This window comes from Leptothoe sp. EHU-05/26/07-4, from assembly GCF_043421015.1.
GTDB lineage: Bacteria > Cyanobacteriota > Cyanobacteriia > Phormidesmidales > Phormidesmidaceae > Leptothoe > Leptothoe turfae.
This window is the reverse complement of sequence record NZ_JAXSQV010000007.1, coordinates 677,093-696,007: the sequence shown is the minus strand read 5'-3', so window position 1 is coordinate 696,007 and position 18,915 is coordinate 677,093. Positions and strand designations below refer to the sequence as shown.

Annotated in this window: 20 protein-coding genes and 1 pseudogene; 8 read left to right on the top strand and 13 right to left on the bottom strand. The window is 46.9% G+C overall.

The window, feature by feature from the left end; translation table 11 throughout:
* Positions 1-7: 7 nt before the first annotated feature.
* Positions 8-415, bottom strand: a complete 408-nt coding sequence (locus tag U2F10_RS27520; RefSeq protein ID WP_499873859.1) for a hypothetical protein — start codon at positions 413-415, stop codon at positions 8-10.
* Positions 416-488: 73 nt separating this feature from the next.
* On the opposite strand from U2F10_RS27520, the gene U2F10_RS27515 reads away from it, so the two are divergent.
* Positions 489-689 (top strand): hypothetical protein, encoded by a 201-nt coding sequence (locus U2F10_RS27515; protein WP_499873857.1) that lies wholly within the window; start codon positions 489-491, stop codon positions 687-689.
* 114 nt (positions 690-803) lie between these two features.
* The gene (locus tag U2F10_RS27510) at positions 804-1,979 is read left to right on the top strand and encodes a TRC40/GET3/ArsA family transport-energizing ATPase (RefSeq protein ID WP_163663781.1); all 1,176 of its coding nucleotides are present in this window, start codon (positions 804-806) and stop codon (positions 1,977-1,979) included.
* A 95-nt stretch (positions 1,980-2,074) separates the two neighbouring features.
* Here U2F10_RS27510 and U2F10_RS27505 read toward each other — a convergent pair whose 3' ends face one another.
* From U2F10_RS27505 to U2F10_RS27490, 4 genes are all read right to left on the bottom strand, one after another.
* The gene (locus U2F10_RS27505; RefSeq protein ID WP_163663782.1) at positions 2,075-2,836 is read right to left on the bottom strand and encodes a class I SAM-dependent methyltransferase; all 762 of its coding nucleotides are present in this window, start codon (positions 2,834-2,836) and stop codon (positions 2,075-2,077) included.
* 24 nt (positions 2,837-2,860) lie between these two features.
* Entirely contained in the window at positions 2,861-3,241 is a 381-nt protein-coding gene (locus U2F10_RS27500) for a C6orf136 family protein (protein WP_163671630.1), read from the bottom strand.
* Between the two features lie 10 nt (positions 3,242-3,251).
* Positions 3,252-3,839: a hypothetical protein gene (locus U2F10_RS27495; RefSeq protein ID WP_163663784.1), complete on the bottom strand. Its 588-nt coding sequence runs from the start codon at positions 3,837-3,839 to the stop codon at positions 3,252-3,254.
* 182 nt (positions 3,840-4,021) lie between these two features.
* Positions 4,022-5,230: a DUF4912 domain-containing protein gene (locus U2F10_RS27490; RefSeq protein WP_163671631.1), complete on the bottom strand. Its 1,209-nt coding sequence runs from the start codon at positions 5,228-5,230 to the stop codon at positions 4,022-4,024.
* A gap of 375 nt (positions 5,231-5,605) precedes the next feature.
* On the opposite strand from U2F10_RS27490, the gene U2F10_RS27485 reads away from it, so the two are divergent.
* Positions 5,606-6,358 (top strand): LmeA family phospholipid-binding protein, encoded by a 753-nt coding sequence (locus U2F10_RS27485; protein WP_163663786.1) that lies wholly within the window; start codon positions 5,606-5,608, stop codon positions 6,356-6,358.
* Here U2F10_RS27485 and U2F10_RS27480 read toward each other — a convergent pair.
* From U2F10_RS27480 to U2F10_RS27470, 3 genes are all read right to left on the bottom strand, one after another.
* Positions 6,355-7,233, bottom strand: coding sequence for a phosphatidate cytidylyltransferase (locus U2F10_RS27480; RefSeq protein WP_499873855.1), 879 nt, complete (start codon positions 7,231-7,233; stop codon positions 6,355-6,357). The two genes, U2F10_RS27485 and U2F10_RS27480, sit on opposite strands and share 4 nt — an antisense overlap.
* Positions 7,234-7,345: 112 nt before the next feature.
* On the bottom strand, positions 7,346-8,344 hold the full coding sequence (locus U2F10_RS27475; RefSeq protein WP_163663790.1) for an NAD(P)/FAD-dependent oxidoreductase: 999 nt from the start codon (positions 8,342-8,344) through the stop codon (positions 7,346-7,348).
* A gap of 279 nt (positions 8,345-8,623) precedes the next feature.
* Positions 8,624-9,196 (bottom strand): peroxiredoxin, encoded by a 573-nt coding sequence (locus tag U2F10_RS27470; protein WP_499873854.1) that lies wholly within the window; start codon positions 9,194-9,196, stop codon positions 8,624-8,626.
* A 318-nt stretch (positions 9,197-9,514) separates the two neighbouring features.
* Between U2F10_RS27470 and U2F10_RS27465 the strand changes: the two genes are divergently transcribed.
* The 4 genes from U2F10_RS27465 to U2F10_RS27450 all read left to right on the top strand — a co-directional run bounded on the left by U2F10_RS27465 (position 9,515) and on the right by U2F10_RS27450 (position 14,002).
* Positions 9,515-9,931: a Fur family transcriptional regulator gene (locus U2F10_RS27465; protein WP_163663794.1), complete on the top strand. Its 417-nt coding sequence runs from the start codon at positions 9,515-9,517 to the stop codon at positions 9,929-9,931.
* Positions 9,932-10,206: 275 nt separating this feature from the next.
* The gene (locus U2F10_RS27460) at positions 10,207-12,255 is read left to right on the top strand and encodes a hypothetical protein (protein WP_499873852.1); all 2,049 of its coding nucleotides are present in this window, start codon (positions 10,207-10,209) and stop codon (positions 12,253-12,255) included.
* A 185-nt stretch (positions 12,256-12,440) separates the two neighbouring features.
* Entirely contained in the window at positions 12,441-13,355 is a 915-nt protein-coding gene (locus tag U2F10_RS27455) for a Uma2 family endonuclease (protein ID WP_499873851.1), read from the top strand.
* A 413-nt stretch (positions 13,356-13,768) separates the two neighbouring features.
* Positions 13,769-14,002: a hypothetical protein gene (locus U2F10_RS27450; protein ID WP_499873850.1), complete on the top strand. Its 234-nt coding sequence runs from the start codon at positions 13,769-13,771 to the stop codon at positions 14,000-14,002.
* Positions 14,003-14,126: 124 nt separating this feature from the next.
* Here U2F10_RS27450 and U2F10_RS27445 read toward each other — a convergent pair whose 3' ends face one another.
* Complete coding sequence (locus U2F10_RS27445) at positions 14,127-14,795, bottom strand: hypothetical protein (RefSeq protein WP_250565702.1); 669 nt, start codon at positions 14,793-14,795, stop codon at positions 14,127-14,129.
* On the bottom strand, positions 14,792-15,259 hold the full coding sequence (locus U2F10_RS27440) for a hypothetical protein (RefSeq protein WP_499873849.1): 468 nt from the start codon (positions 15,257-15,259) through the stop codon (positions 14,792-14,794). Before U2F10_RS27440 ends, U2F10_RS27445 begins: the two co-directional genes overlap by 4 nt.
* 217 nt (positions 15,260-15,476) lie before the next feature.
* On the opposite strand from U2F10_RS27440, the gene U2F10_RS27435 reads away from it, so the two are divergent.
* Complete coding sequence (locus U2F10_RS27435; RefSeq protein ID WP_499873847.1) at positions 15,477-15,710, top strand: hypothetical protein; 234 nt, start codon at positions 15,477-15,479, stop codon at positions 15,708-15,710.
* Between the two features lie 260 nt (positions 15,711-15,970).
* On the opposite strand, the gene U2F10_RS27430 is transcribed toward U2F10_RS27435, so the two are convergent.
* The 3 genes and pseudogenes from U2F10_RS27430 to U2F10_RS27420 form a co-directional block, all read right to left on the bottom strand.
* A complete protein-coding gene (locus tag U2F10_RS27430; protein ID WP_499873846.1) occupies positions 15,971-17,374 on the bottom strand; it encodes a mCpol domain-containing protein in 1,404 nt (467 codons plus the stop codon).
* Positions 17,375-17,616: 242 nt separating this feature from the next.
* Positions 17,617-18,441, bottom strand: coding sequence for a protein kinase domain-containing protein (locus U2F10_RS27425; protein ID WP_499874519.1), 825 nt, complete (start codon positions 18,439-18,441; stop codon positions 17,617-17,619).
* A 45-nt stretch (positions 18,442-18,486) separates the two neighbouring features.
* A pseudogene (locus U2F10_RS27420) lies at positions 18,487-18,741 on the bottom strand (winged helix-turn-helix domain-containing protein); the annotation flags it as partial.
* Positions 18,742-18,915 lie beyond the last annotated feature (174 nt).

Here is an 18,915-nt window from a genome sequence, read left to right as displayed (position 1 = left end):
ATATCGTTTAATAAATCATCACGCGTCCGTCGTTAACAATGTGTACAGCACTGTCATTAACTGCACCACTGGGTAGCAATTCAATTTGTAGGGTATCTGCTTCTGGGCGATGCAGCCTGACTTCAATCGGGCGCTGAGCCGCTTCCCAAAATACAACTGATAAATCGCCTATGCCAATCTGGGCATCAATAGTGATGGTCTGATCAGGCCACATGCCGTAGGGTTCAAAATCCAAAACACGTTCGAGGCTCACGCGCCCCCCGGTACGGTTGACGACTTGCAGTGTTACTGACTGGCCAGGGGCAAATTGGATTTCATTAGAGCCACATCGGTAGACACAGTCAGCTGCTCGAACAGCTGGAGTCGCGATCGCGATCACCAAAGCAGAGCTTAGAAAAAGTAAGTTTTTAAGCATGACAAATCCTCTATAGGTAGAAGCCGACTTAACGGATTGATGCGTTCCATAGCTGGCGATTGAGGCCCGAGAAATGGCAGTTATGGCAGACGCTGGAGGCCGCCATCGCAGACAATGGGCCGTTATCCTCTTCAGAGTTCCCTCAGCAGTGCAAAGCTATCGGTTGCAAAGCTCTGCCATGTTTTTTCTTAAACGTCGTGCTAGTGATGCAGCAGCTAAGCACAGATGTTTTGCTGTTACCGATGGAGGGTACGAGTTGCTTAGCTATCTTTAAAATTGGCCCTTGGGCTGCATAACCCATAGGATTTCATAATGCAGTCTAAAGACTTCTGCCGGAAGCGGCGAAAAGTCGCTAAAGTAAAACAATGTAAACGTTTCTAAGGTATATATGCGCGTACTCCTGATGACTGGAAAAGGCGGCGTGGGTAAAACGTCGGTGGCAGCGGCGACGGGGTTACGCTGTGCAGAACTTGGCTACAAGACTTTAGTGCTCAGTACTGATCCAGCACACTCTTTAGCCGATAGCTTTGATATGGAGTTGGAGCATACACCGCGTGAAGTCAAGCCCAATCTTTGGGGTGCAGAGCTGGATGCCCTGCGTGAACTCGAAGGTAATTGGGGTGCGGTCAAGCGCTATATCACTCAGGTGCTGCAGGCCCGTGGTCTAGAAGGGGTAGAAGCTGAAGAGCTTGCGATTCTGCCAGGAATGGATGAAATCTTTAGTCTGGTGCGCATGAAACGTCACCATGATGAAGGTGAGTACGATGTGCTGATTATTGACTCAGCTCCCACCGGTACCGCACTGCGCTTATTGAGTTTGCCAGAGGTTGCAGGCTGGTATATGCGTAAGCTATATAAGCCTTTTCAGGCCGTATCTGCAGCCCTAAGGCCCATTGTGGAGCCTCTCTTCCGCCCCGTTGCCGGGTTCTCTTTGCCGACCACTGAGGTGATGGATGCACCTTATGAATTCTACGAGCAGCTAGTCGAGCTGGAGAAGGTGCTCACCGATACTACTACCACATCCGTACGGCTGGTAACCAACCCTGAAAAGATGGTTATCAAAGAATCTCTTCGTGCCCATGCATATCTCAGTCTCTACAATGTGGGCACCGACATGGTGGTGGCCAATCGAATCATTCCAGAGACGGTTACTGATCCGTTCTTTCAGCGTTGGAAAGAGAATCAGCAAATTTATCGACAAGAGATTCATGATGACTTCCGTCCCTTGCCTGTGAAGGAAGTCCCCCTATTCTCTGAAGAGATGTGTGGCATTGAAGCTCTAGAGCGTCTCAAAGAGACAATTTACGGCGATGAAGATCCTACCCAGGTATATTATAAGGAGACTACATTACGGGTCGTTCAAGAGCAGGATAATTATAGTCTGGAAGTATATCTACCAGGTATTCCTAAGAGCCAAATTGAACTCAGTAAAAGTGCTGATGAATTGAATATTCGTATTGGTAACCACCGCCGTAATTTGGTTCTACCCCAGGCTTTAGCCGCATTACAACCTGCTGGTGCCAAGATGGAAGATGATTATTTAAAGATCAAGTTTGCCGCTTAAGACGGTTGCAAAATTGAAGCATCTGATGGCCCTGATCTCTTCTGCGAAGAGATCAGGGCCATTGAGTGAATATTGATGCCGCTTTATTCGCAAGGCTACGTGCCAAAGTAGTAGAGTTTAGTTCGGTAGCGAAACACAATTTCTCGTTGTTGGCTATAGCGATTGAAGAGGTTTCTCAGCTCAGTCAGCATCATGTCATAGTTAGACGCATCTGCTTTGGGGGCATAGGAGCACGATAACAGGCGACCTTTCAATCCTTCATAGTCAAATATTTGAGAATTTTCAAAGGCGGCCATTTCCATAGAACGTGGGGCTAAAATATCCGCTAACGTTGCAGATGTTAGACGACGGTGGTTAACTTGTTTGTACTCAATACAGTGGGTTAGCAAAAACTCTTCATAGGCTTGCTGAAACGGATCACTCTCTAGACGAACATTCCAAATCACAGCGACATGACCGCCTGGTTTCAGAATGCGTTCAAATTCTCCGGGTGTTTTTTCTAGATCAAACCAATGAAAAGCCTGACCAGCCACCACCCAATCGACAGAAGCATCGGGAAGAGTGGTGGCTTCGGCTTGGCCATTAATGCTGGTAAACCTAGGATATGCTTTCAAAATACTTTCTGCAGCAAGACGCATATTGGTATTGGGTTCTACTCCATACACCCGATGGCCATTGTCTAAAAAGTGTTTTGTTAGCAAACCTGTACCTGAGCCGATGTCTGCCACAACATGAGATGCTGAGAGACTAAACTGTTCTTTTAATTGTGCAAAAAGAGCTTCTGGATAGTCGGGGCGATACTTAATGTAGTCTGCCACTCGATCTGAAAATCGTTCCGTTGGGTTGAGACTGGTCATGGCAAGGTACTGAGATAGGAGATTTCATGGGGCGAATAGCTGTTTGAATACGTCCCACCGTGAACAATTCCAATAGTCAATGTGGGCACAGATGAGCCCCTCTGTATTAATTTGTAGCTCACTCCAACCCGGAATAGAGATTCTGGGTTGCCAGGGCGTAGGCGCTGTAAAGTGCAGCGTCCATCGAGTGATAACTGTATTCGCCTGAGGCTGTTCTACCTTGTGCAACTCCAACTCAATATTATGGAACCACTGTGCAATAAACCCGATCATGCGCTGATAGCGTTCTATGCCATGAAACTCATTCATGGGGTCTTTGAAATAGACATCCTTAGCATAGATTTGATAGCTTTGCGCCTCAGGAAAACGGGCATAATCTGCTTTAATCTGCTCGATTACCGTCATGGCTATTGGCTCACTCATTTTTGGCAGATTCTGATGGATTAACCTCTGACCATAACCGCTCTAGCTGACGTTGCCATGCAGCTAACGCCCGATCACCATAGTCACTGTCTTTCATATCACCCATGATGCCCTCTGCATAGAAACGGTTGATAAGTTGCATGGTATTTTCTAAGGACTGTCCCTGTAATTTAGCCGCGTGAATGATTTGGCGTACCCGAGTTTCGATCAAGGTATTGAAGAAAGGACTGACGCCGGCTTCTTTCATGGCGAGCAATTGATCGATTGCCGACATGAATGTTTCCGTTTCTAAGGTGGCTAGCTTGTGGCGAAATATTCCCCATAGATTGTTGTCATAGCTAGCGTAGTGAGCCATGTGAGTCTGTTCAAAGTTGGCCTCTAGAATCTCCCCTAAAAAAGGCTGAGCTTCGGCAATGGGGACAATGGGGACAAGGAGCCGTAGCCAGGTTTGGCTATTGGTAAAAAGGACTAGCAGTCGCATTTCAGGGGTTTCTACCTGCCAAGCGTCAGGCGTATCCATTTTGCTGGCGCTATTACCAAAGCGTGTCTGAAGCAGGTGGGTAATATCTTGGGGAGTCATTCATCTATGAACAAAAACAACGGCCATGGCAGACCTCCTTATGGCACCATAACGCAACTTAGCGCCTAACTTTGCCCAATAAAAAAGGAGGTGTGCGATCGCACACCTCCTATCTAATTTGCCTATCTAATTTGATTTAAGGAAGCAGTCTTCCGTGTCTCAAGCGATTTGCGTTAACTAGACTAAAACGCAAACCATTCTTCAACCGCTTCTGCCTTAGTGTTGGTGTTACGCTCGGGAGTCTCGCGGGTGAACTTCATATGGATAGAGCGAGTTTGCTCACCATCAGCCGCTACAGCCTTGATGGGATAGTCAATTAGACCATCCTGGAAAGACATCTGGAAGCGGAATGTACCGTCGGGCTTCAGGTCAATCTTGCGGCTACCGATAGTAACAGTTGCATCCGGCTCAGTGGCACCGTAAACAATTAGCTCAGCATCCGCAATCAACCAGAACTTGCGAGGACGGACCGGCGGAGCAGAAGCAGAGAAGCCAACGCCCGACATGTTAATACCAGAGGCCGTTGGCAAGGCCCACATCCCCACACCAGAGGGGAAGACAAAGGAGCTAACGGCTTGCTCAGGGACCTGATGCATGGAGCCAAACAGTGAACCCGCAATACGCTGAGCTTCCATGGACTGAGCCTTGGCAAAGATCTCATCGTAAATGGGGTTACCTTCAGCATCCATCACACCAGCAGCTTTCTTGCTGGGGGGCACCAGGGTCATCACGGTCTTGCCGCGTAGATCTTCATCCCAGTTAACAGAAACGAAGTGGTCTTCGACCCAGTCAGAGGGATAAACGGGAGGAACGTGGATGGGTGCAGAGCGCGCCATCAACAACCAACGACCGTCGGCAGCCACATAGCCGATTTCAGCAATATAGTCGCGATCGCTAACGGGTATAGGCAAAAACCATTCCCGTGCCATCTCATCACATTCATACTGCTGAAGACTGTGGGGAGCAACAGAGTTGATATCAATGTCAGTCACATCGTAGAAACGAATTGCTAGACGCACACCGCCCTGACGACGCATTTCTTCTTTGTGGACACCAGGAATATCCCAGTAAGCATAGGCCCATTGAGGGTCACGAGGCATTAATACAATGCGACTTTCACCGTAGCCACCAGGCAAATCACCAAACCCATCATCCACAGCGGCTAGCTCTTCCATGGTCATACCTGGAGCAGGCGCTTCAATAGTTGTTGCAACCGTTGCCGCTTTGGGAGCAGGTGCACTCTCACCACGAGCCGCCTGTGCTGAACGAATTGCTTCAACTAAGTCAACTTTACGCATACGGCTGTAGCGAGATACCTCGTACTCGCTTGCTACCAGACGCAGCTGTCGCAACGTCATTTCTTCTAATGGAACCCTTGTACCGTTACCCATGGCCATACCTTTGACTTCCAGCACTGCAGAACAAACAGCTAAATCTCCCACCGGGGATCGCTCTTGGAATTCATCATGCCAGGAAAGCCCGTGGGGATCAACCAAAATGATCCCCACGAAATCAAGGCCACATCGAGAATTCAGTATTTTCAGGAAACAAAATGTCATGAATTCATGATTTATTGATCCCATGCAGCCACTTAGCCCGCAAATAATGTCACATTTTCATGACATTTGGGGATCAGTTCTCGCCTATGCTGCTTGAAATGAACGTAGGGTGTGCGATCGCAACCCAGCAATCGGCAAATATGCCATAAGCAGATATGTCATTAGCAGATATGCAATGATTGGTTCGGAACTATTCAGCACTGTCCTATGACCCAAGCCCCATCAGCACCAAAAGGCAGCCGTCTCATTAGTCGTGTGTTGCCTGTGGCTGTGAAATTTTGGCTGCAAACGCAGCTCGATGAAATTGGGGAGTTGGCCTTTGAAATTCAAGCCACCGATCGGCAAGTATTATCGGGTTATATTCCTGGCATTACCCTATCGGCACAGCAGGCGATATATCAGGGCGTGCGGATTACTCATGTCAATGTGCAAGCCAGTGACATCAAGATCAATATTGGTCAGGTTCTACGAGGTAAGCCTTTACGCCTGCAACAGGAATTTCCCATTGAGGGGCAGGTTGCCTTCGATATGGATGCGCTCGCAGCATCTGCCACAGAATCGATTCTGGCGGATGGTCTTCTTGACTTCTGGCAAACCCTTGTGGCTAAAGAGGATGTGGCCACAGAAATAGCAACTCACTATGGTGCCAACATTGCCGCCCTCAAAGATCCACAGCTCTCTGAGTACCAATCAAAATTGCAAACCCTGGACACAGATTTGATGTTGCATCTTGTGCGTAACGAGCAATCAGAAATTGGCCTGAGGGGATCTCTAGACGTTGATCATGGCCATATCCTCCGCTTAACCACCGCCCAGTGGCGCTTGCCTTCTGGAGAGCATGTGCGCAGCGATGCCCTCACAGATTTCTGTTGGAATCTAGGCGAACAGACTGATTTGCAGTCACTTCAGGTGCAAGATGATCAGCTGATGTGCCAGTGCCGAATTATGGTGCAGCCCTAGCTACCTGGCCACACACCAGGCAAACTAGGCAACAACATGGTGATGAAATAAAACACTAGCGGTGCGGTAAAGACATAACTATCCGTGCGGTCTAGAATGCCTCCGTGGCCTGGAATTAAGGTACCTGAGTCCTTAACACCAGCATCGCGCTTCATCAAAGATTCGGTCAAATCGCCCAAAAGGCTAGACACACCGATCATGGTGCCAAAGGCAGGGCCGGTAATCCACCACAGGGGCCACTGCATCAGCCAGGCTCCAGTGCAACCCACGAATAGGCTACCGATAATGCCGCAAAAGGCTCCCTCAACCGTCTTCTTAGGACTAATGTTGGTCAGGGGAGTGCGACCAAAGGTGCGGCCAGCTACATAGGCACCAATATCAGCCGCCCAAATGCAGGCAAAGGCTAAAAAGGTATGCACCAAACCAATGGGTAAGCTCTCTAAATGCCAATTGGTGGGCCAATAGCCACCCAGGGGCAAATTCGTTAAATCACTGCCCCAGTCCCGTAGGCGAATCCAGTAGCTGGGTAAATAGCCGCCGTAAAACAAGCCTAAAATAGACGCTGCCACGTCAGCAATGGTGGCAAACTTGGGCTGGAATAACACGTAAAAACAGATGCACGTGCCTGCCAAAGATAAAATCGCATCCGTTAGGGGTGGGGCGATGTGGGCTGACATCAACAGCACCTGACTGACAATCAGGGTGGTTTTAACAGCCGCGTTAATACCTTTGGCTTTGGTCAGGGCAAAGACCTCTAGCTGGCCTAGGTAGACGATAATGCCGAACGCGATTGTGAAATACCACCCCCCTAAGATGATCATCAGTAGGGCAATTGCGATCGCAACTCCACCACTAGCAATACGGATCCACGGCATAAGCGAATAAGTAAACGGGCCCAATAGTCAGGATAGACCGATTCAGAAGCTTAACACTTGATGGCCCCGTCTCTCCCATGGGGACGTATTTAATGGTCTTTTAGACAGATATCTAAACCGATACTGACATCAGATTTTCTTCCCACTTCCGTGGTGCACTGGCGCGGCGAATATATCGCCAGATCTGGGTTGCCGCCAATGTACCGTCGGCGACAGCCACCGATACCTGGTTCAGACCCTGCTTCAAATCGCCCACGGCAAAAATACGATCGTGGGTCGTTTGAGCCATCCCATTAGTCACCAAGTTTTCACCATCCCAGGTCAGACCCTCAATTCCTTTGAGGTAATGATTATGATAAATCGACCCCATATTAATCAGCCCTGTGGTCGCTTCCACAATGGTGCCGTCCTTGAGTTCCACACCGCTCATCTTGTGGTTCTCGCCCAAAACACGAGCAATGGGTGCTTCATAGAGAGGATAGCCATGGTCTGCTAACTTTTGCTTCATTTCAGGACCCACGGTGAAACCATTAGTGAGCACAGAAATATAAGGTGTGAACCAGTTCAGCACAAAGGCCACATTAATTTGAGATTCGCGGCTGACCATGACTACCGCTTTCTGGTCCCACATATCAAAGCCGTCACAGATCATGCAAACGTGCAGCGTGTAGCCCGCATAATCGTAGACATTTTGCATATCGTCTAACTCAGGTAAGACGTCAATGACGCCAGAGGCGGCAATCAAATACTTACTGCGAAGCGTATAGTACTTGACGTTTTTCTTGCCGATTTTCACCTTGACTGCAAAGGTATCCCCTTCGTCAGTCACCTCTTCCACAAATGCTCGCAGGTGATCAGCGCCCCAATCCATAGCCTGCTTTGCACCATGGGTGAGGATATCTCGTCCCGGAGTGTTAGGGTCTAAGCCAAGGTAGTTACGAGTATCCTGCATCCATAGGGAGCGTCCCTTGCCTTTTTCAATAACAAGACATTTCAGACCGTAGCGCGCCAGATAAATAGCGGCTGATAGGCCTCCCATACCACCACCGACAACAATCGCGTCATAGAGGGTATCAAGATGATTTTCAATATTTGCACTAGATAGTTTCATTGTTTTCTAACCTGCCCTAAGCGGGCGTTGGGGATGAGTCTGTTGGTAGTGAATATGGATAACTCCATGGGTGTTTATCTCAAGCAATGAGAACACCTTGAGTACCTAGAGATACAGACGGCAAAGAAGACATTACCATTAGCCTTCTTTGCCGTCTAGTGTTGCAGGGCTGGACTTCGGCGTGAGCGGTTCGGCTGAGCTCACCGTCGAAGCCTCACCGTTGAAACCTCAGTTGAACACACAAGTCTCAGTGCCCATAGGATTTAATTTTGATGGGGCTTAGCCAACAAACTCTTTACGAGGGGCAGATACACCAGGAGCAGCAGCACCCTTGAGGTAAGCCAGCATAGTGTCAGCGTCAGAGACCTCAAAGGGGTCAGTGGGACAGTTGTCACCAAAATCAGGCTCAGCAAATAGCTTCTCGATGGCCATATCGTTAACAACCATGGAGTAGCGCCAAGAGCGCATGCCAAAACCCAGGTTAGACTTGTCTACCAACATCCCCATCTTGCGGCTGAATTCGCCGTTACCATCGGGTAATAGCTTCACGTTCTTAGCCCCCTGTTGCTTGCCCCACTGGAACATAACGAAGGCATCGTTAACGGAGAGACAGTAGATATCATCAACACCCAGAGCCTTTATTTCATCAGCTAGCTCTTCATAACGGGGTAAGTGGTTAGAGGAGCAAGTGGGAGTGAACGCACCAGGAAGAGAGAAGACAACGATTTTTTTACCAGCAAAAATATCTTGGGTAGTAGTATCCTGCCAGCGGTAGGGGTTAGGGCCTTCAACGGACTCATCACGAACGCGAGTCTTAAAAACAACGCTGGGCACTTTCTCAATAACAGCCATGATAATTTCCTGTAGATTAATTGTTAGGTGGATCAGTAACTGAAAACGTATTGTCTGTTTGTCAGCAAAGCTCAAACTGAACAAACGACAGACTTACAGATTTCATTGAGTGGTCACTTCCTAAATCAGAATAATTCTTATCTTAAAAAATGTCAACATTGGAAATTATTCAAATTTCGAAGTAGCTGTTAGATAATGTGAATGCTAAGATGGTACTACTTTGCTCGCACTATCAGCGTCATACATGCCTATATCTTGCATGCTCTAATGCTTTTGTGTGTGAAACTCCATTCACATTCTCTTTAGATTTAATCGGCGATGTCTCTGCAGACGGAAGAAATTGTAAAAGTCCTCAAATCTAAGCATCTGCGGGTTACCCCTCAGCGATTTGCAGTCTATGCCAACCTGCTTTCTCGTGAGGATCATCCAACAGCTGAGCAAATCCTGAGCGATGTTAATAAGGATGTGCCCCGGTCTTCCCAGGCGACCATATATAGTTCGCTACAGGCATTACGGGATGTCGGCCTGGTACGCGAGGTGCTGCTAGAAGAAGGTGTATGCCGTTACGATGCCAATGTGGGCCAGCATCACCATTTTCGCTGCAAGGTGTGTGGCTCCATCGAAGATATCCCGTGGGAAAAGTTTCAGTGTTTGGATACGGCGCAGCTGCGTCCTGGGTTGACCGTGGATAGTTATGAAGTGACTGTGTATGGGGTTTGCGATCGCTGCGATTAAATCGCCCATTGCAACGGCCTAGCCATGCCCACAGGCACCTTAATGTATCAAAAATGATGTTGGATCACGTAGGGGTAGTGCCTTGTGCCTACCCCATTTCGCGTGGGCCGAAAATTTTTCATCACAATTTTGAGTATTCGCAAAAAACTTCAGCAGAACTTCGACTTATTTTGAAGTCCGCATCACCATATTCAAGGGCAAATTCGCATAAAACTGTATGGGGTGTATCCCATTTACTTCGTTTGAGTTGTCCCATAAACGGTTTTTTTAAACGTATGACAGCCCTCAATCCTATTCTGAATTTTCTAACCCAGCCCTCAAGTTCTGGGACTGCAGCGATTTTGCCTTTAGAGCTAACAAGTGTCGCTGATGGGCAAGATACAACAGCGTCATTGCAAAGTCTTAACGCGGCATTTCTTATGGTTTTGGCTGGTGAGACCCACCCCAGCTTTTCTAACGCTCAAACTTATCTAGAGAAATTATCCACGTCACCAGAGTGGGGTAAAGCCGCTAAGTTTTACATCCAAAGTGCTCAGCTGATTGCTCAAGAATTAGAGCAAGTTTGCGAGAAAGATGCTGATCTAAAGTCCAAGTTGGAGTATGTAGCCACCACCCTGGACGGTGTAGCTGATGATACAATTGCTGCCGCTAATACAGTTTGGTCTGTACTGTTTCCCGAAGGTACTGGCATTTGGGAAAGAGAAGCTGAACAAGTTGCCGCATTGCGTGAAAAGCGTACAGTTTCAATTGATCAGCTCAACCCCAATCCAATTGAGAACCCTGCCAAGCAGGTGCTCTTCACCTCTAATGCTCTGCTAACAATGCCCCTGGGCTCAGCAGACTTGTCCGCATTTGATGCTGACTTTCAATCCGAACTAGCAGATGCGGCGGATGATCCTCAGCTTTACTGGTATGACCACCCCATTCCCATTGGTGTCGCCGCTGAGAACAATGAGATTCTATATGGTCTCAAGCACCTGAACCATGCAGTTGCATACGAGAATGAGCAATCAGGCAGCACCGACAAAGTCAACTGTGTGTTGTCAGTGTCAGTCACCCATGAGCGCTTGCAAACATTGGGTAAGAGCTATTTAAAGCAGGTGTTAGCGGCCAGTGAGCCGTTGGACCATCTGAATATTTTTGCCTTCACAGAGACAGATACTAATAAGCTAATTGAGAAAGTCTTACTGCCTATCTTAGAGAAATCCTCTTCTAGTGAAGATGCCAAAGAAATGTTGGCTGTCTTTGGCGTGGATGGTCGTTATGGCCGCCACTACAGCTTCCTAAAGGCGATTGTTGCTTTGTGGAATGCGCTAGTCGATCCTAAGATTAAAGCCACATTTAAGATTGATCTGGATCAGGTCTTTCCCCAGGCTAAGTTGCTAGAGCAAACTGGTGACACTGCCTTTGGCCATCTAAAGACACCTCTCTGGGGTGCAACAGGCAAAGACTCCGCCGGTCAGCCCATTGAGCTAGGCATGATTGCTGGCGCATTGGTTAACCAAAAGGATATTCACAAAGGTGTATTTACACCTGACGTGACAGTTCCAGGAACTAAGCTTGCTCCCGATGAGTATGTGTTCTTTAGCAAACTGCCCCAGGCGCTATCCACAGAGGCAGAAATGATGACTCGCTATGAGGCGGGCACTGACTTTGATGGAGAGACTAAGGCAATTCAGCGGATTCACGTGACCGGTGGTACCAACGGGATATTGGTGGATACTCTACGCCGTTATCACACATTTACGCCTAGCTTTATTGGTCGTGCAGAAGATCAAGCTTACATTCTCTCGGCCCGTGGGCAGCAGCCTAACCTGGGATATGCCCATGCGTCTGGTTTGATTATGCGCCATGACAAAGAAGGCTTTGCCCAGGAAGCCATTGCCATGGCTAAGGTGGGTAAGCAGGTAGGAGATTATCTACGGATTCTGTTGTTCTCCAAGTATGCTGAGGCACTCCCCGAAGCGACAGCAAGCATTAAGGCAGATATTGCTCCGTTTACAGGCTGCTTTGTATCTCGACTTCCCATCACAGTAGCGATGTTGAGATTCTCTCTTAAGGTGGCAAATCTGTTTAATACCGGCAAGTCAGACGAGGCAACTGAGTTTATCCAAACAGGTGTTTTCCAGCTGCAAGAAGGTCTAGACTTTATCCAGGGAGAACCCAGCGACTTGCAAAAGACCTATGAGGGTGAGAAAGCTGGTTGGCAGTTGTTTTATCAGGCTCTAGAGAGTGTGGAGAAAGCTGTGCAGAATGATGAAGAGTGGGCGCTTGAGGTGAAGCAAGTCACTCAGGCAATTGTTCAGAACTGTCGTGTTAACTAGAGAAGAGAAAACATCAGCTATCGATCTAATATTTCGATAGTTACATATCTGCTCAAAGCCCGAGAGACAGCTATGTCTTTCGGGCTTTATAGGTAAAAGGGCTTTATAGCTCTTGGTATGTGATTTAGATGTGGTTTACGGAGTAGCAGAGTACTATTGAGATGTACACCTACAACTGTACCTGTATGACTCAGGCTAAAGAGTCCCCAGAGTTGCGACAACCGGTGCCACCGTTGCCACCGTCGGAGAGTTTGCCGACGATGTATGATCTGCCGAGTGAATTTCCCGAGGAACCTGGCTTGCCTGACGAGTTTCATGATTTACAACCCCAGCTGCTGAGTCGCACTCTGCGCTTGACTCAGTATGCGGCTGATAACTATTTCACGGGTACGGACATTAACCTCTACTATGATGTGCGCAACCCGCTGTGGCATAAGCGACCTGATTGGTTTTTGGCGGTGGATGTGCCAAGGCTCTATGGTGGCAAGGATTTGCGCAATAGCTATGTGGTGTGGCAGGAGGGTGTTAGCCCGCTGGTTGTAGTTGAGTTTTTGTCGCCGGGGACTGAGGCGGAGGATTTAGGCCCGTTTTATGGGGAGGCTACTGACGCAACGAATGGTCAGAGTACCAACGGTCAGTCAAAACCACCACGTAAGTGGCAAGTATATGAGCAGATTTTGCGGGTGCCTTATTATGTAGTGTTTAGCCGCTATACAGGCATAGTTAGGTTCTTTCGACTTGTAGGAGCACGGTATGAGGAACAGGTGGTGCAGAAGACTCAGCCGCAGCTATGGATACCGGAGTTAGAGTTGGGATTGGGTGTCTGGACTGGGACATTTGAAGGCATTAACCATGGCTGGCTGCGGTGGTGTGATGGTTCGGGTAACTGGCTGCTGACAGATACGGAATTAGAATCCCAGCGGGCGGATGAGGCCACAGAAAAGGCGGTCAGTGAATCGCAGCGAGCAGATGAAGCAGAGGCGCGGTTGCGGCAGGTGGTGAGAAATTTACGACAGTCGGGGATGGATACGGCTGCTATTGCTGGCGTGGTAGGTTTATCTGTTGAAGAAATAGACAGCATGGACAACAACCTTGTGTAGGTTGGATTATCCAGGATCTGTATAATCAATCGAATCGATAAACTTGGTTTAATTCATCAAGAATACTTGATGAATTCTCATAACAATGCCTGAATTACTGAGGTGTATTGCTTTTAGGCGAAGCAACAACTCTTGTCATCGGTCTTAACAATCTATATCTTGACTCGGCTCTAAAAGAGATTTATAGTTTCTCGCAAGTCGTTTTTATGGCGACTCTACTACAGAACTGAATACCTGGCACTGTCGGCAGGTGGTGGCACACCTAACCGACAGCTGACCCACAGCTGAACTGGCAGACTGCGGGCTTTGGTTATTATGCCTTAGCACCCTCGGTGTGCATACATCTTGTGAGGTTTGCTAAGGCATTCGGTTCTGGTTTCCTTGCCAACTCTAAGTTTTGGAGATCAGAATCCATGTTTCAAAACCAGTCCGCAGTCATGCCGAAATCTGAACCAGCTCCCTTGCCAGAGCACCAATTTGAAACGGTGCGTCATATCCTGTTTGGCACCCTCACCGCTGTGCGCAACACGATGAAGCTACTGCATAAGCTCAACTACGCCGAACCCAATGATTGGAGTAAGCCCTTACCCACCGGGCGACCTAATGAGGTAATGGCTATTCTGACCAAGCGCATCAGAGTCGATTAACAACAAATGTAGGGTGGATTAGCGATTATTCGCGTAATCCACCGAATCCTACAAATCAAGGTGAGAGAATTCTATTGACACCTGATGAGCAAGTGCTGCTGACCTTGAAGTGAGGCTCTAGTTGCTAGGTTTGAGAGATCCAACCCTCGGGCAATTTATTAAGTTCTTCTAACAAGAAGTCACCATAAACCCATACCCGAGAGTCATTATAAAGATTACTGAGAATTGGTTTGCGGGTACCCAACCTATCCCAAGGTTGAAGATCGGAATCCAATTCACAAAAGCCAACCCAAGGATAGCCATCTTGCTGTAGTTCTTCAGATTTAACGAGCACAGCTGCCAAAATCGCCAAATCATAGGGTTTTAAAGAAAGGCCCATAGCACCAATCGTAACTTGACGCTCTAGCATCGACTCGGACAGTGGAAAAACACTGAGTCCTGGGTGGGAGGCTAACATTTCTAATCTTTCTGAAACCTTTGTCAGTTCATTGACGACTAATCCATCAAACTGGTTAAATACCCGAAATGCGGCTTCTGCATCTTCAAGGTTTATGCGCCCCTCATCCCTCGCCCATCGCACAAATTTGCGTAAATCTTCTGAACGCGACCGGGGTGTAAATCTCCGAGGTACAGTTTCACGAGCTTCCGCCAGACATATCGCGGGAACAAATAGCCGAAACTCGCCAGCGTCAGCTCGTTGTAATAACTGAATTGCCTGTGGACTCTGTAAATGGGCTGGTGCCGCAAGATCTACAACCCAATTTGTTTCCACTAAAACTATGCTGGGTTTCAACTGGCTACTCTGCTCCACCTGGGGCCAGCTGCCCGAATTTCACCAAGTCTCAGAAGACTAATGGTGGGCTCACTAAAAAGCTGCTTTAAATCACTGGGCAAATTTTCTAAACTTGAAGTTTGCTTTAATGTCTCAAGCCACTGTTGAACCCGTGATTCAAATTCCAGGCCATAGTTCCCTTTCCATTGCTCATTTGCAGAAGGCAATAAATGCTCTGGTAGCATTGCTTCACTAACCACTGCAATCGATTCACCATGAGACTTTTCTAGAGAATCACGGAGAAGCAAAATATGGTCGCCAGTTACAGCTAGGCCAACTGAGCAACCCATGGAAACCATTAGGCTTTTGAGTTGCTGGATAGCACTTGGACGATGAGTGAAGCTGTTATTGAGTTTTACCTCAACGACAATTAAATATTCCCCATCAGGACTGACTACGACAATATCTGGATGTGCTGTATTCATGGCTATATTGTAGCTTGTGCAAGCTGGCTCAGCGATGATTCGAATAATCAACGAATGTATCGAGGTGTGGCTTTGAATTTATGTGTGCATTGCAACGCATTTTACCGGTCTGCGGGCTTTGGTTATTATGCCTTAGCATCCCCGGTGTGCATACGGTCTGCTAAGGCATTCGGTTCTGGTTTCCTTTGTAAACGCTACGTTTTGGAGATCAGAATCCATGTTTCAAGACCAGTCCGCAGACGTGCCAAAAGCTCAGCCCGCTCCTTTGCCAGAGTACCAATTTGAGGTGGTGTGCCATACTTTGTTTGGCACCCTGACCGCTGTGCGCAATACCATTATGCTGCTGCACAAACTCAACTACGCCGAACCCAATGATTGGAGTAAGACCTTACCCACCGGGCGACCCAATGAGGTAATGGCAATTTTAACCAAGCGAGTCAGAGTCGATTAATCGGTTGTTTAGGGTGGATTAGCGTTTACTCGCGTAATCCACCGAATCCTAAAAATTAAGGTATAGGATCGGAGAATAAATAAATCCTAAGTAGCACCAGCCCAATTCAGAGGGGATGATTATACTGAAACTTTCTACCTAATCACCCATACCCGTGCCTGGCCAGCGGTTGCCAGTGACCTGGTATCTTTGTCGATAATACTTGCCAATCCGCTGCACCAGGTTTGTTATGGCAGATCATCCTTTCTGCCATGCAATTCCTATCTTCTTTTAGTTACAGTTCTATTTTTCTCTAGTTTCTTCTTCTTCCAATCTTTTAAGGAGATAAATAAGTCTTTAGGATCAAAAGAAGGTGCTTTTCCACTAAAGATCAATTGCAGTAAGAAAATTAGCAGGAGCCATGCCGAGGTGACGACATAAATAGTGGGTTCAAGCCAATCCCAGCCTCCTGGCTGTGTGATTTTCCAATAACTCAAGAAAATAAGGGATAAAAGTATGAAGAAGTATAGCATTGACCAGAATCTAGCAAAATCGATTGAAATCTGGCTTTCAAGTTCGATTCTTTCATTTTCTAGCATTTGAAAATCGGATTGAAGTCGATTGAGTTCATTTTCAGAGACAATTGAGCCCTCACCCAAAATTATTTTGCTTCTGGTATGAGTAGTTTCTGAAAGACAAGTATATGCATATGTCTTTTTATAAACCAGATTATGAATCAAATCCCTTTCGTCAAAACTAGGCTCTTTTAAAATTTCAAATGTATGAACAGTACTAATATTTTTGAATCTCAAAATAACATAGATATCCACCAAATAGCCTTTAGCAAACCCAGTTACATCAAATATATGTTTACATGAATCAGGAGAGTGTATTAGACCTGAAATCTCTTTCTCTAGAATTTGATAATCTAAAACCTTTGTCTCGATAGTTAGACCCTTTAAACTTGAATATCTTTTTCGGTCAGCAGGCTCCATCTGAATATCTGATAAAGTCTGTTGGTCATCAATCTTTTTCCGATATTTACCATCACTCAGCTCATCAAGTCGATCAGTAATATTTTGCTTTATCCTTTTTAGCGTATCGGTTTCAGAAAGTATTTTTCCTCTGTCCTCTGTTATACCGATTAAAGTAACCTGATTAAGATACTGGTAGTTGGCAGCACAATGAGCAATTACATTTATATAAGGATATGGACGTTTGGAAGTCGTAAATATATATAGCTTAGATTGTGTTGCTAAACCATCTTGGACTTTCAATCCTTCATTTTCCAAAAGGATTTCTCCTTTATTTTGCGACTTGACAGTCATCAAGTTGGCTAACGCCTGATTTACATTACTGCCGACTCCACAACTCATGGATAAGCCAGTAAAACTATTGAAGATTTTTGTTATTTCTTCTAAAAATAAATTCTCATTTTCAGAGAAGTCATATTTAACTAATATGTCATCTCCACCAGAAATCAAAATTTCTGCACCATTCTTTGACTCAACAAAAAGCTCTATTTTGAATATCGCGAGCTTAATACTTTCTGATAGATGTGTCGCTTCTTTGACTCTGCCACTATTAAGCAAATTCTCTATGGCATTGCCAATATTATCTCCATCGAAAAAAGCATATCTAGCTACTTTAATCTTATGTAAGTCAGACCAATCAAGAAGTTGCATGCTTACACGTTATTTTACATAAAAATAATCTACCATAGCAGACCGGCTCACCAAGAAATTGATGGGTTCACTCAGAAAGTAACCAAGTCACCCAAGACATATTGCCAGAGGGATAATTTAACGGTCAATTGTCCTCCCGAGAACTTGCGGCATAACAATTGATTAGAGGGAAACTTTCCGCCTATCTACCCCATATAGCGGATTAGGCTGACGCTCGGATTGCCAGCATGCTAAGCCCACAGTTACAAATGTTTCTCTAAGAGTTCGCGCACCTTGCCGATGGTCTGAACGCGGTCCTCTGGAGCAAGTTGATTCATGCGCTCAACTATTGAAGTCCATGGCTCAGCAGCAACAGCAGGAACATTTGGAACAGGGTCAGTCCCGGTAGCCCACGCAATAAGTTGACCAAGTGAATAGATATCTCCTACAGCATCCACAAGGTGCGCCTGCTGATAAGCTTCGGGAGGCGCGAATCCATCAGTACCTAGAATATGTTCTGTCTTGGTTAGAGGCGTTGTAGTTTCTCCCAATGGCCGACGAGTAAGACCCCAGTCACCAAGAACCCAACGGGGTTGACCGGATGCATCAATTAATTCAATTACATTGCCAGGTTTTACATCTCGATGGGGCTGCCTTTTTCCATGGGCAGCAGCGAGGGCTGTAATCACCGCACGAAGAATTCTTGCAAGCAACTCCTTAGAGAGCGGACGAGGCAGTTCAGCCATCGAGCGGCGACCCTTCGGCATGACATACCAAGTGAACTTATCTGAATCCCAGTCTACAATTGGCATAGTAGCTTCACAATCCATGGCAGCAAGAACATTGATCTCTCTTTTCATTCGCTCTGCTGCAAATGAGGAGCCTCGATCCCGTATACGCTTTAGTGCAAAGATGCGTTCATCGGACTTTCGTGTAGCCTCATATACCTCGCACTGCCCACCTATCCCAATTGGTCGAGAGGTAAGACGGTAGGCACGTCGATCTCCTGTATATTCAGCATGCTGCTGGTATCGGATGGGTTCCTTTGGAAGTTGCTTTCCCTTCGCAATCGCGACCAGCTCGTTCAAATCCGAATCGGTCAACCTATCATGGCTCTGCTCGAATTTCCTTCCCAGCGAGGTTAAGCACCATATCCCACGCGTTGGAGAATCTACCAAGTGCGAGTGCTTTAGAGTGTTTAGCGCCCATGCAGTGCGATCCTCGTAGACCTTTTTCCCACTCTTTAAGCAGGCAGCACGGTCTTCCTCAGTAAGATTAAGGCAGCTTGCAGCAGCTTCGCGCAGATCTTGAACGGGAACCTGAGTTTCGTCGGTCGCCAGGAAGCGCAGGACCGGCTCGATAAAATTCTTATAAGGTGGGATGGACATTGCAGATCCTGTTGTATCTTTTGCAAGTAAACTTTTAGGCTCACAATAAACTAGGTTTCAAAACGCTCTACCACCCAATAAGTCAAGTTGTCCTGAGTTGATTTTGACGATAATATACCATTGAGAAGCTCTTAGCCGGGGTCGGCTAAACCGTTCCCGTCTGAGTGATGTGTA